This is a genomic window from Aeromonas sp. ASNIH7 (genome assembly GCF_002903485.1).
GTDB lineage: Bacteria > Pseudomonadota > Gammaproteobacteria > Enterobacterales > Aeromonadaceae > Aeromonas > Aeromonas caviae.
Genome location: NZ_CP026226.1, coordinates 3,406,795 through 3,419,451 on the forward strand (window position 1 = coordinate 3,406,795; position 12,657 = coordinate 3,419,451).

Annotated in this window: 16 protein-coding genes; 8 read left to right on the forward strand and 8 right to left on the reverse strand. The window is 59.4% G+C overall.

Annotation, left to right across the window (positions count from 1 at the left end; translation table 11 throughout):
• The first annotated feature begins 217 nt into the window (after window positions 1–217).
• The 8 genes from C2U47_RS16135 (at window position 218) to C2U47_RS16170 (ending at window position 5,735) form a co-directional block, all read left to right on the forward strand.
• Window positions 218–1,093 (forward strand): LysR family transcriptional regulator, encoded by an 876-nt coding sequence (locus C2U47_RS16135; protein WP_011191349.1) that lies wholly within the window; start codon window positions 218–220, stop codon window positions 1,091–1,093.
• A gap of 146 nt (window positions 1,094–1,239) precedes the next feature.
• The gene (gene msrB / locus C2U47_RS16140; protein WP_004099035.1) at window positions 1,240–1,683 is read left to right on the forward strand and encodes a peptide-methionine (R)-S-oxide reductase MsrB; all 444 of its coding nucleotides are present in this window, start codon (window positions 1,240–1,242) and stop codon (window positions 1,681–1,683) included.
• Window position 1,684: 1 nt separating this feature from the next.
• Window positions 1,685–2,224 (forward strand): peptide-methionine (S)-S-oxide reductase MsrA, encoded by a 540-nt coding sequence (msrA, locus tag C2U47_RS16145; protein ID WP_004099036.1) that lies wholly within the window; start codon window positions 1,685–1,687, stop codon window positions 2,222–2,224.
• A gap of 132 nt (window positions 2,225–2,356) precedes the next feature.
• The gene (locus C2U47_RS16150; protein WP_004099038.1) at window positions 2,357–3,061 is read left to right on the forward strand and encodes a glutathione S-transferase N-terminal domain-containing protein; all 705 of its coding nucleotides are present in this window, start codon (window positions 2,357–2,359) and stop codon (window positions 3,059–3,061) included.
• Entirely contained in the window at window positions 3,058–4,026 is a 969-nt protein-coding gene (locus C2U47_RS16155) for a magnesium and cobalt transport protein CorA (RefSeq protein ID WP_011191347.1), read from the forward strand. The genes C2U47_RS16150 and C2U47_RS16155 overlap by 4 nt, the downstream gene beginning before the upstream one ends.
• A gap of 91 nt (window positions 4,027–4,117) precedes the next feature.
• Window positions 4,118–4,690 carry a hypothetical protein gene (locus tag C2U47_RS16160; protein WP_004099040.1) on the forward strand — a complete coding sequence of 191 codons (573 nt, stop codon included), beginning with the start codon at window positions 4,118–4,120 and terminating at the stop codon, window positions 4,688–4,690.
• Between the two features lie 87 nt (window positions 4,691–4,777).
• Window positions 4,778–5,227 carry a hypothetical protein gene (locus C2U47_RS16165; RefSeq protein WP_004099042.1) on the forward strand — a complete coding sequence of 150 codons (450 nt, stop codon included), beginning with the start codon at window positions 4,778–4,780 and terminating at the stop codon, window positions 5,225–5,227.
• A 79-nt stretch (window positions 5,228–5,306) separates the two neighbouring features.
• Entirely contained in the window at window positions 5,307–5,735 is a 429-nt protein-coding gene (locus C2U47_RS16170; RefSeq protein WP_018429625.1) for a RidA family protein, read from the forward strand.
• A 30-nt stretch (window positions 5,736–5,765) separates the two neighbouring features.
• Here the strand turns inward: C2U47_RS16170 and C2U47_RS16175 are convergent, their stop codons facing one another.
• From C2U47_RS16175 to C2U47_RS16210, 8 genes are all read right to left on the reverse strand, one after another.
• Entirely contained in the window at window positions 5,766–7,037 is a 1,272-nt protein-coding gene (locus C2U47_RS16175; protein ID WP_004357638.1) for an MFS transporter, read from the reverse strand.
• Complete coding sequence (locus C2U47_RS16180) at window positions 7,025–7,537, reverse strand: DM13 domain-containing protein (protein WP_004357637.1); 513 nt, start codon at window positions 7,535–7,537, stop codon at window positions 7,025–7,027. The genes C2U47_RS16175 and C2U47_RS16180 overlap by 13 nt, the downstream gene beginning before the upstream one ends.
• A 3-nt stretch (window positions 7,538–7,540) precedes the next feature.
• Window positions 7,541–8,011 carry a TlpA family protein disulfide reductase gene (locus tag C2U47_RS16185; protein WP_011191345.1) on the reverse strand — a complete coding sequence of 157 codons (471 nt, stop codon included), beginning with the start codon at window positions 8,009–8,011 and terminating at the stop codon, window positions 7,541–7,543.
• A 151-nt stretch (window positions 8,012–8,162) separates the two neighbouring features.
• The gene (locus C2U47_RS16190; protein WP_011191344.1) at window positions 8,163–8,453 is read right to left on the reverse strand and encodes a DUF1330 domain-containing protein; all 291 of its coding nucleotides are present in this window, start codon (window positions 8,451–8,453) and stop codon (window positions 8,163–8,165) included.
• Window positions 8,454–8,515: 62 nt separating this feature from the next.
• Window positions 8,516–8,947 carry a GlcG/HbpS family heme-binding protein gene (locus C2U47_RS16195; protein ID WP_004357630.1) on the reverse strand — a complete coding sequence of 144 codons (432 nt, stop codon included), beginning with the start codon at window positions 8,945–8,947 and terminating at the stop codon, window positions 8,516–8,518.
• A 73-nt stretch (window positions 8,948–9,020) separates the two neighbouring features.
• The gene (locus C2U47_RS16200; protein WP_011191343.1) at window positions 9,021–10,031 is read right to left on the reverse strand and encodes a zinc-binding alcohol dehydrogenase family protein; all 1,011 of its coding nucleotides are present in this window, start codon (window positions 10,029–10,031) and stop codon (window positions 9,021–9,023) included.
• Window positions 10,032–10,640: 609 nt separating this feature from the next.
• A complete protein-coding gene (locus C2U47_RS16205) occupies window positions 10,641–11,909 on the reverse strand; it encodes an IS4-like element ISApu1 family transposase (RefSeq protein ID WP_011191342.1) in 1,269 nt (422 codons plus the stop codon).
• Between the two features lie 317 nt (window positions 11,910–12,226).
• The gene (locus C2U47_RS16210; protein ID WP_004099020.1) at window positions 12,227–12,598 is read right to left on the reverse strand and encodes a hypothetical protein; all 372 of its coding nucleotides are present in this window, start codon (window positions 12,596–12,598) and stop codon (window positions 12,227–12,229) included.
• Window positions 12,599–12,657: the final 59 nt, after the last annotated feature.

Here is a 12,657-nt window from a genome sequence, read left to right on the forward strand (position 1 = left end):
CACGCGGCTTGGCGGTTGCGCTCTCAGAACCTTCGACGGAGCTGAGCGGAGCGCACCGCCAACCGGTAATCGCCATCTCAGGCTATCATTTATATGTCTGGCGCATATAGACAAGCCCCTATACCATGATTATATGCGCCAAGCATACTTCTGCGACCTGCTTTCCAAAGGCGGTCTCACGGAAGAGGTATCAGTCAGGCGCGTGGGCCAAAGGACTATGGAACTCAATCAAGTCAGCTATTTCATCAACTTGGCCGAGACGCTGAATTTCACAGCGGCCGCTCGCTTGAGCGGTGTGTCACAGCCAAGTCTGACCCGCGCGATCCGCCGCTTGGAAGATGAGCTTGGCGGGCCGCTGATCTATCGCGACGGGAAGAACAGCCGCCTGACTGGCCTTGGCCATGACGTCGAGGCAGAATTCCGGCGCATGGTGGTCGCGATGAAGAGCGTTCGCAATCACTCGGAGCACTGGGCGATGGGGGGGCACCGCGTGCTGGATGTCGCCGTCGCGCCCACCGTCGGACCAAAGGAATTTACGGCATTCTTCGAGAGCGCATTGGCGGAGATGCCATCCATCGAAATCAAGCTGCACTCGCTCCAGTCGAACGAGGACACATCGGAGGTGCTTTCAGGAAAATACCACGCGTGCATCATGCCGCGTGAAACAAGACCGGAACGCAAGCTGGATGTGCATCCTCTATTTCGGGAGCGCTTCGTGCTCGGCTGTTCTGCAAACCATCCCTTGGCTGCCAACGAGATCGTGCGCGGCGAAGACCTGCTCGAGTTTCCTTTCGTCGATCGCCTGAAATGCGAGTTTCGCGATCGGATCCTCGATCACTTCGCGCGACGGGACTTGCTCATGCGACCTCGCTTTCGATCAGATCGCGAGGACTGGGTGCAACGGGTCGTCGCTGACGGCCACGCCATATGCATTCTTCCGGAACGATCGCCGACCGTGCAAGGCCTCGTCACTCGGCCGATCGACGGATTTGTCTTGGAGCGCGAAGTCGTGATCGCGACAGTATCCGGCTCCACGGCAACGGTCGAGATACGGAACATCGCGCAGCTGGCAGCCCGGTATGAGTGGAACTGAATCACGACGTGAAGAGCTTCGGCGCTATGGAAACTATACGCGCAGCGTATTGGATAAATCTGGGGCGCACTGCTATAGTCGGCGCAATGACTGCAAAGATAAATGACAGTGTGTCGAGCTCTCTAGATTAATTATTGGAGACTATCATGAAGTTTGAGAAGTCACAGGCAGCAGTTGACCGCCTGACCCCCGAGCAACGCCGGATTACCCAGGATTCGGGGACCGAAAGGCCCTTCACGGGTGAGCACAACGACAACAAGGAGCCTGGCATCTACGTCGACATAGTGTCGGGAGAGCCGCTGTTCGCTTCAACGGACAAGTTCGATTCGGGTACTGGCTGGCCCAGCTTCACCAAGCCGATCGTTCCGGCAAACGTGAACGAGGTGCGGGACAGTGCACACGGCATGGTCCGGACGGAGGTCAGGTCGGTACACGCCGACAGCCATCTGGGCCACGTTTTCCCGGACGGTCCTTCCGACCGCGGCGGTCTGCGCTACTGCATCAACTCTGCGTCCCTTCGCTTCATCCCGCGCGACGAGATGGAGTCCGAGGGATACGGTGAATATCTCGATCAAGTAGAGGAGGCTTAACATGCATCAGCGCGCTGTTCTCGCAGGAGGATGTTTCTGGGGCATGCAGGATCTGATCCGCAAGCGGCCCGGCATCATCTCGACCCGTGTGGGTTACACGGGCGGCGATATTCCGAACGCCACGTATCGTAATCACGGCACGCATGCCGAGGGGATCGAGATTGTCTTCGACCCGACAGTGACGAGCTACCGGCACATCCTGGAATTCTTCTTCCAGATCCACGATCCGACGACGCTGAACCGCCAGGGCAATGATCGTGGGCTCTCCTACCGGTCGGGCATCTATTATGTCGACGAGGAGCAGAAGCGCGTCGCCGAGGATACGATCGCCGATGTGGATGCCTCGGGGCTGTGGGATGGCAAAGTGGTGACCGAGGTCCAGCCGGTCGGCGAGTTCTGGGAGGCCGAGCCCGATCACCAGGATTATCTGGAGAAGCGGCCGGGCGGCTACACCTGCCACTTCGTCCGTCCCGACTGGGTTCTTCCAAAGCGGCATGAGGCCGGCGATGTGAGCCCTGCGGCCGGGGCTGCAGCGGAATAGGCTTCGCTGCCGTTAGTGCCGCGCCGATCCGGTTCGCAACCTCCGACGACCGCGTCAATCGACGCGGTCGTCGAACCCGGCCTTGAAGCAGATCATTCCATTCAGCCGCCGTCGCAGTGCCAGGATCCAGATATGACAGACCTCTCCTCCTTTCCCATCACGCAGCGCTGGCCAGCATCTTATCCGGATCGCTTGCAACTATACGCGGCCCCCACGCCCAACGGCGTCAAGGTCTCGATGATGCTGGAGGAGACTGGCCTGCCGTATGAGCCCCACTTCGTCGACATCTCGAACAACGAGTCGAAGGATCCAGCGTTCGTGTCGTTGAATCCCAACGGCCGCATACCCGCGATCATCGATCCGGCTGGCCCTGACGGCCAGCCCATTGGCATATGGGAAACCGGTGCGATCCTCATCTATCTGGCCGACAAGACGGGGCAGCTCATCTCAACAACACCCGCCCAGCGGTACGAGACTCTGGCCTGGGTGTTCTTTCAGGTGTCGGGCGTTGGGCCGACCTTCGGACAGCTAGGCTTTTTCCTGCGATTTGCCGGCAAGGACTATGAGGACAAGCGACCTCGGCAGCGCTTTGTTGATGAATCCAGGCGTCTTCTCGGGGTCCTGGATCACCGGCTGGAGGGCCGCGAATGGATTGTCGATGATTACTCGATCGCGGACATTGCGACGTTTGGCTGGGTGAATGCGCTGGTCGAATTCTACGCAGCGGGCGACATCCTCGGCCTAAGCAGCTATTCGAACGTGCAGGCATGGCTCGAACGCGGGCTGGCGCGACCGGCTGTACAGCGTGGCCTGCGAATTCCTGCGAGGCCTGCATGACCATTATCGCCGCATATTATTACAACGAAGGTAAGCGAGTCCGTGAAATCAGGCTCGATGAGCACGTCGAACTAAACGAGAATCGCTCGGGCTTCTGCTGGATCGCGCTTAGCGAGCCCACCGCAGACGAACTCAGCGCGATCCAGACGACGTATAACCTCCATCCTTTGGCGATCGACAACGCCATGCACCCGCTGTGCCCGCCCAAGCTCGAGGTCTACAACGATGAGTTGTACGTCGTCGCCCAGACCGCCGAGCTGGTCGGCGACCGGATCAGCTACGGCAAGATGGCGATCTTCACCGGTCACAATCACCTTATCACCGTGCGGCACGGCAATGCCGGAGCGCTGGGCAAACTTCGGGAGCAACTCGAGGCATCGCCGACGCAGTTCGGCAAGGGTGTCGACTATGTGCTGCACGCGATCTTGCACCGAGTGGTCGACCAGTATCTGCCCATCTTCGAAATGATCGAGGACGACGTCCTGGCGATGGAGCGACGGTCGCTGCACGATTTCCTCGGGCCAGAAGAGGTGGCGCGAATCTTCGAACTAAGGTCCGAACTCACGCGGTTCCAGCGCACGCTCGGGGCTATGGCCGAGCTGGTGCGAAAGCTCGTTCGCGGCCACTTTCCCTGCATCAGCGCCGAAATGACACCATATTTCCACGACGTCGCGGACCATGTCCACCGCGTGCAGTCCATGGTCGACGGCCTCCTGCTTATCCTGTCCACGGTCTTCGAGGCCAGCAGCCTTCTGGAAGCGCAAAGGATCGGTGTGGTCACTCGCCAGCTCGCGGCCTGGGCGGCGATCTTGGCGGTCCCGACGGCGATCGCCGGAATATATGGCATGAACTTCAAGCACATGCCGGAACTGGACACGCCATATGGCTACTTCGTCGTGCTCGGAGTGATAGCGGTGTTCTGCCTTCTCCTATTCATGCGCTTCAAGAAGGCCAAGTGGCTATGAGTAACGCACTTCGCGAGCTTCTCCGTCCGCCGAGTCACAGCGCGCTTTGTGCGCGAGCGTGTCCAATCCAGTTCAAGATGAAGGTGCTTCCATGACCTCCCAGGTGACCGACGTTCTAGAAGCAGTCCAGTCATTCATCGCCAAAGGCTATGACCGCGAATACCGCGTCAAGGACGGCAATCTCGTCGATCTCGAACTAGGGTCAACCCTCGATGCATGCAGCATTCGCGTCGATGCGGCGTTGCGCCTCGAGAGCGGGGACGACGGCGAAGATGCCTCCAACATCTACGCGATCACCGATCCGGCGACAGAGCATAAAGGCCTGTTGATCGACGCCTTCGACGTGTTCCACGAAATCTGCCCCCGCGACTTGTCCGAGCGCCTTGTGGCGCATCGGGAAACAGCACCGGCAGGTGACCAGGACGCGCCGAGCAAGCACGGACTACGGAAAGTCTACAAGAGCGAGTTTCACAGCGATCCCGAGCGTTACGTTCTGCGCGAGGGCTTTCCAGACTTCCCGCCATGCCCTTTCGGCCAATCCTTCAGCATCCTCGGCTTCGATACCGCCGAGCAGGAATATGTCTGGCTCGTCACGAGCATCATTCGAGATCCTCGGCTGATCAGGGTTCCATACCAGGGCGAAGACGTCATCAGCGACGAATAGCGGTGTCGCTTAGCCGGAAAGGCTGGCCTTCCTGGCCCACACATCTGCAGGCTGAACTTTAAGAACATCGAAAATTAGGAGGTGATTATGGACTGGAACAAGGACCACATACGAGAAACTATGCTCTTGCTGGAGACAGCAGCGTTGCACAGCGCTCGCGAAAACTACCTGGACTATGTCTCTACCGCTCGGCTCGATCGGAGCGAACCGATCGAAAACGACGAACTAGCTCAGGCCGAGGTCGCGAGCGACTTCGCTGAAGCGCTCGATGACACGCTCCATGACTACGCCAATAAACTCGAAAAGCTCAGGACGATCGATTTCGGCCCCAAGTTGGCCGTCAACGAAGGCGCTGTCGTCAAGCTGTCCGGCCGCCACTTTGTGATCGCGGTGTCAACGAGCAAGTTTACCTGTCAGGGGCGTGAGCTCATGGGCATTTCCACGATGGCGCCGATCTTCGAAGCGATCGAGGGTGCCCGAGCCGGGGAGACCGTGCAGTTCAACGGCCGGGACCTCACCGTAGAAGACGTGGAATAAAGCCCTCCACCGCAGCCGGCGCGCTAGTGCCGAACGCCCTGCATCTCTTTCTGCATGCATACGGTCACTTGCAGCCGCGTTGACCTGGCTCATCAAAGGCAAACTCATGACAACACCTTCATTCTTCATCACCCCCGGATACGGGACGCGCCTGCATGACGCGCTTCATTATTCTCAGGCAATGCGCATTGGTGACCGCGTGGAGATCTCCGGACAGGGCGGATGGAACGACGATCTCGTCATTCCGGAGTCGATTGAGGAAGAGATCGAGCAGGCGTTCAAGAACGTGGAACGGACGCTCGCGACCGCCGGAGCACGCTGGCCGCATGTGGTCCACGTCAATTCCTATCACGTCGGTGGATTCCCTCCCGTGATCAACGAAACAATGGCCAAGCTGTATCGCCACTACATGCCCGACCGCGCTCCAATCTGGACGCAGTTGGGAATCGAAGCGCTGGGGCTTCCAACCATGCGTATCGAAATTCGCGTAACAGCTATCATCGCCTGACCCCGCGGTTCGTGCAGGCGCCGTGCCGCGCTAATCCCGCACGCCCTGCGCCCGCTTCTCCATGCATATCATCGTATCGAGAGATCCGGTTATCATCGGCGTGCTCGGAGAACGGGGGGCCGCCTTGGCCTGGTTGGCGCGCCTCGGCTGCCTGCGGGCGATGGCCAGCACTGCCAGGAGCGTGAGCAACGCCGCCGCATAAAGGAACAGGCCGCCAGGGCCGACGATATTCATTGCAGCTGCTCCTATTAGGGGGCCAGCGGCTGTCCCGATCCCGTTGAGCAACAGAAGCCCGCGCGCGGTGCCGAGTAGCCGACCGGCCGGAAGATCGTCGTTTGCGACGGCGAGACACAACGAATAAATCGGGATGCCAAAGCCGCCGAACAGCGCACCTGCCGCAAGGAGCAGCGGCAGAGGCGCTTCCACCGCCAACGCTACGCCGATGGCAGACGCTGCGGACGCCAGCGCCGCACCGGCGATGACAAGATTCCGGGGCACTCGATCCGAAAGCCAACCGAGTGGCCAATGGAAGGCGAGCGTTCCACCAAGAACCGCAGCCATGAAGGCGGAGATACCGCCCACATCGAGGCCGATGCTCTGGGCGAAGTTCGCGCCCATGCCCCAGAAACCACCGATAGCCAGGCCGGCCAGGAAAGCGCCAGCCGCAGCGAGAGGTGATACGAGGACGAGGTCCCTGAACGCGACCCATTCCTGTTCCACCTGGGCCGGCGGATGACTGGGCAGCAAGGTGATCGGAACCACCGCCGCTGATATCAGCAGCGACACGATGAGGAACAATGTCACGTCGGCGGGCGGTGCGATGTTGAGTAACGCCTGCCCGATTGCCCATGAGCCCATAGAGACAACTCCGAATATCGACAGGAGCTGCCCGCGTGTGGATGGCAATGCGTGGGCGTTGAGCCAACTCTCCGTTGCGAGGATCATGCCCGCGTAGGCGAAGCCGGTAATCAGGCGAAGCGGCATCCAGGCGATCGGCTCCACGAACGCCACATGGAGAAGGGCGGTCATCGAGGCAATGGCCGCGAAGCCGGCGAAGGTTCTGACATGTCCCACGGAGACGATGATCGGTGGCAACACGAGCGCGCCGATCGTGAAACCCGCGAAATAGAAGGACATCATCGCGCTGATCGCGCCGGTCGAGAACCCCTTATGGCCGGCTCTCACGATCAGGAGCGTGCTCAGCAGGCCATTGCCCAGCAGCAGAGCGGCGACGCTCAGCAGCAGCGCCGCCACCGGCGCGAGAACGAGGCCGCGCTTGCCCGCCGACCTCATGGTATCCATCGCCGGGCTCGTTCTCGGGCCTGACTTGAGGGTTGATACTCTGCCGCACTGATGAACTGGTCGAATGCTTCGCACCAGATGACGACCGTGTTGTAGTCACGGACATCGATGCCGGCAGGCACCTCGACGATGAAGCCGTTGAACGTCTTCACATCGCCCACGCGGACTGATCTGTCCTTGATTAGGAGAAAGGCCTCCTTCGTGTCGACGAAACGTGGTGCGAGGTAGAGCTTGTAGTCGGGACCAGGGGCGAGGCGCCCGATATGGGCGATACGGTCGCGCGAGACCCGGATCTCGCCTTCCCCCCAGTGAAGCAGGTCGCTGCCTTTGAGATCGCGGGCCAGACGCCCTGCGTAGAGCGTCTCGGCTGAGATGGTCCGCAAGGCCGCCGCGTCCGGGGCCTGGGGGGCGGTCAGGATCGGCAGCGTGTAGACACCGCCCGCGAAGCCCATGGCGAGCATCGCGAGATGGGTGGCAATCAGGATGACCCAGCGCCGCATCGGTTACACCAGCTCCAGTCCCTTCACGAGCTGATCGGCGTCGAGATGGAAGTCCGAGAATACGATGCGGCCGCCAGCGTCCATCACGGAGAACCAGGGCGTTCCCCGCGTGCGGTAGTCCTCCATGAAGGTGGGAAGCGTCGCGCCGGCAGGTGGCTCGTCCTGACCGAACGCGACAGGAAGCGCATACTTGAGCTGGTTCACGCGCAGCTTCTCGAAGGTGTTCTCATCCGCTCCTTCGAAGACGGTCTGGATCACCGCGAAGCCCACGCCCTTGGCGCTCAATGCACCATGCAACCTTTGTAGCGTCGGAAATCCATGCAAATGGCAGCCACGGCACCAGTGCTGGAAGGCGAAGAGGACTTTCGGGCCGGTGCCGAGATCCGACAGCTTGAGCGGCGCGATGCTTTCTCCATCCGCGCCAATCCATCTCTGCACCCGCAGCTCGGGGGCTTGTCGTTCGTCGACGCTCATCTGATCCTCCAATTCCGATGCAGAAGTCCGATGAGTGGTCGCGTGTGGCGATGGCACGCGAACCTCACCGCCTTGATCCCCTACAGGTTGTAGGATGCGAGTTCGCCGACCGATACCTCGTGGCCAGCCCCGCCGTTCTTCCGTCGGTGTGTCACCGCCGCCCCTCAATGACAAAGGCGCGATAGCGGGAACCGGCAAAACGGTGCGCAGCGATGGTTTGGTAGGCGGGGCTATGATACCAATCACGGGCGGCCTGCATCGTCGGGAACCGCAAAATTACGGCCCCTTCGACGGGCGGCCCCTCCAAATGCTCCATCGCGCCATAAGCGGCGAGAAAGGTTACGTCGTGGCCATCGAACGATGGGCCGACGCCTGCAGAATAGGTTGCGAGTTCTTCCGGATCGGTGGTTTCTTCGCGGGTGAAGACGACGAACGCTTCCATCTTAAAGTCTTTCATAAGGTCGCATCTGCAGGCCACCGCCGCTGACGATGGCCTTAAAGTCGTCAGGCTGGCAGCTCGAACCCGATTTTCGTGAGTGCCTCGACGCACGCATCCTGATCCTGCTGATAGTTGCCTCCGGAGATGCCGATCCCGCCGATCAACTTCCCGTCTTCCAGGATCGGATAGCCTCCGCCGACAGCGACCATCCGGGGGCGATAGGCCAGCGGCGCCACTTTTGGATCGTTCGAAACATAGTCGTTCCAGACATGGGTGGGGTACCCAAACGAGGCGGAACTCCAAGCCTTGTCGATGGCAACATCGACGGTGAGAAACGGCGCGTCATCAGTGCGCTCGAACGCGCGCAGGTTACCGGTGGCGTCGACGACGGCGACCGCAGCCGGGATGCCGATTGTACGTGCCGCGGCGATCGCCGCGTCGATGAGGGCGACGGCGGTTTCGCGGTTGATCGAGGCGGTGGCAATGGATTTCGTCATGAAATTTCCTTCGCCGTGGCGTAATCCGTCCGGCGTTCTTGAGGTTAGAAAAGACGTTCGGCGGTGGCAGTCATCAGAAGCCTTCGAGGACAATCTTGCCTCTTGCCGCGCCACTTTCGATCAGTGCGTGCACCGTCTTCAGATTGGCGGCATTAATTGGCGACAATTTTTCGGTTAGCGTCGTGCGAATTTTGCCGTCGTCCACCAGCACCGCCAGCGAATTGAGGATCTTGCCCTGCTCATCCATGTCGGGCGTGCCGTAGAGCGACCGTGTGAACATCAGCTCGTGGTGGATCGACACTGCCTTGCGCTTGAACAGCATGACGTCGAGCGCCTTGGGATCGTCGATGAATCCGAACCGTCCTTGCGGGGCGATCAGTTCGGCGATGTCGGATGCATGCTGCTCGGTATGCGTGGTCGAGAACACGAAAGCGGGAGCGCCGATGTTGAGCTCGGCAATCTGTGGCGCGAGCGGCCGAGAGTGGTCGATGACATGATGAGCCCCAAGCCCTTTAACCCACTCCTGGGTTTCCGGCCGAGAGGCGGTGGAGATGACGATGAGATCCGTGCGCTGTCGAGCGATCTGGATGGCGATCGACCCGACCCCACCCGCACCACCGATGATGAGGATCGCCGCCGCCCCGGGAACGGGCTTCGTCACGTCCAGGCGATCGAACATGGCTTCCCAGGCCGTCAACGTCGTGAGTGGCAGCGCCGCCGCTTCCGCCCAGTCGAGCGACGCGGGTTTACGACCGACGATCCGGGCGTCGACGAGATGGAACTCCGCATTGGTGCCAGGCCTTATGAGCGATCCGGCATAATAGACCTCGTCGCCTACCGCGAACTGCGTCACGTCGGGGCCGACCTCTTGCACGATCCCGGCCGCATCCCATCCCAGCACTTTCCAATCGCCATCAGCGGGCGGCGTGCTGCTGCGGATTTTGTAGTCGACCGGGTTGACCGAGACAGCCTTCACCTCAACCAGGATATCGCCTCCTTCAGCGACAGGCCGAGGCAGATCAATGTCGACCAGAGAGGCGTCCTCGGCGATGGGTCCCGGAACCTTGTAACCAACGGCTTTCATCGGTGTCTCCAGCTTGCTGTATCCTGAAGTCTTATCGATCAGATCGAAATTTCTTCCGAAATATACTCAGGATTTAAAGATTTCGCGTGTCAGACTATGAAGGTATGCGCGCAACATATCCAATAGCGGTACGACATAGTTTCCATACCTCGGAGCCGGATTCAGAAGTTTATCGAAAATAGCGGTTTATTGCTGTTCGGCGGGTGAGCATCCGGATGGAGGCGATAAGCGCCCAAGCGGTTGAGGAGTCGACCTCTCAGCGGTCGCGTTGGCAGGGGCGATCTCGCCCGCCGGTCTCACACCAACGTTGGCAAGCGACGGCGTCCGCTCGAAATCCGCTGACGGGGATACGCCTGCAATGCCGATTCGAAGCTATCGAAACTATAGCTACAGGGTATTGGGAAATCATACTGGACTGACGCTATAGTCTTCACGCATAACCACGACTCAAAATGGTCCAACACTTTTCTCTACGCTAATAGGGGAGCCCGCAGAATTCGGAAAAAATCGTACGCTAAGGTTTTCCGGGCATCCGTAAGGGCCGAAACTTCCCGTCTTCCAGTCTGCGGCTCTGCCGCCAGACGTAATCGCCGGTTCATGTACAGGACCTTAAGCGGCGAGTCCATTTAAAACGCCTTCCAAGGTCCTGTTCTGTATCGACTTTCTCTGCTTGGTTCGGCAGGCGTTCTTGGCCAAATAATCGGCAGCCCATTCCAATCTTTCCCTTATTTCTGTCAGCGCCCTATGGGCCACTGCTTCCAATAGCGGTAGCCACCACGTCGCACTGTTCTTCGACGCTTTCAGCATCGATAGCGCCCCACTCATCACACTCTGCGCGACCCGTCTCTTCATCACCAGCGACAGCAGGCTCGTCCACACCAACCCCTCGGCAATCGCTTTCTCGCCCGTCACAAACCCCTTGAGCCGGTTGTGCGATTTCCACTCTTTAAATAACAACTCCACCTGCCAACGGCAGCGATACAGGCTCATCACCTGCTCTGCTGACCATGCTGCTCGCGGTAGGTTCGTCATCCACAGACAGAACCGCTTTTCCTCAGCAAACCAGCGCCGGATCAACCGGTACTCGACCTGGCCGGACTTCACCACCATATCCAGTACCTCGGCCCGACAGCGTCGCCGTCCGGCCTCTCTCAGAGATAGTCCCGCCAGCTTGGGTACTTCCCGTCCATCACCGCGCCAGGCTTGGATTATCTTGGGGTTCAGGCTTTTCGTGCCGCGCACCAGATAAAATCCGCCAGCGTCGTTCACCTGCTCAAACCAAGCCCTGTCAATGTAACCTGCGTCAGCCAGCAGCAGGCAGTTGGTCAGCGTGTGGGCTTCAGGCAGAAATTGCCGTTCCCCTGCGGTATCGGCAGACACACTCATGCACAACGGGCTCTGCTCCGACAGTGACATGGTCATATGGCACTCGATAGCTGCCGGACTGATGGTCTTGAACCGGCCGGGAAAATCAGCAGCAAGGCGCCGATGCACCGCAAAGGAGGTGCCATCGTGCAGTAACACCTGCTTGAACGCGCCGAGGGAGGCTGCTTTGAGTTGATGGTCGATACGCAAGGCGATGGCCCGCTCGACCAGGGCTTTCATAAACAGGGCAAAGCTCTCTTTGCGCAGCTGATTGTGAAACGGTTTGTAAGAAACCTGATGGGTGTTTACCAGTTGCAAGGCATTGAAATGGCGGTGTAAACCGGCAATGTCATTGACCTGGTCGCCTCCCATGGCCCGCAGCAGTGCAGGTACGAGCATGGCTGGGGTAATGGCACGCTGACGCAGACAAAACTTGCAGAGCCGAGCAATGCGCTCGAGTGCGGCGGGAGCCAAGAGTTGCTCCAGATAGTAATTAGCGTTGATAATAGTCATAGGCTTCGCGCGTGTTGATTTTGTTTGGCGATAAAATCAGATCACAAACGAAGCCTTTTTTATATCTATTTCAATTGGTTGCCGCTAAAGATCCTGTACATGAGTGAGGGTTATGGTGGCTATATGCTGGATATTGCTATTCAGATGACAGCCATATGGGGAAGATTACAGGCGCCTGAAATAACAGCAGAGTATGGAGTGACTACCACGGCTGGAGGTTGGCACGGGCTGATCCCCTCTCCCTTTGGGAGAGGGTTAGGGTGAGGGGAGCTGGCTGACCGGGTGTAGCAACCAGGCGGCATTACACCGCTGAATCTTCAGTTATTGAAATTCCACGCGATCGGCAGTTCGACGTCGAAGATAAGTGCATCCCCGTCGAGGCGAAAGGCCAGGCTGGTCTGGTGCTGGTCGTATTCGTTGATAATCAGGCAGCTCTCGGCGAAGTTGGACTCGTAGTTGATATGGGCCACTCCTTCACGGCCGTCAGCGAGTTCGATGCTGAGCACCCGCAGCGGGTTCTCCTGACTGAGGTTGACCCGGGTGTCCCCCACGTCCACCAGCCGTTCCAGCAGAGGGAAGAAATCTTGTCTGTGGGTCGTTATGGCCTGGGTGATGGCCTGCTCCAGCTCAGCCTGGGTGGCGAAGGGGCCGCCGAGTGGGTAGCGGGTCTGGATCCTTTCCTGAGTCATTGCGTTTCCTCCTGAACTGAGATGTGGCAACAGTTTGGCCGCTGCAGTGACCTGTCATG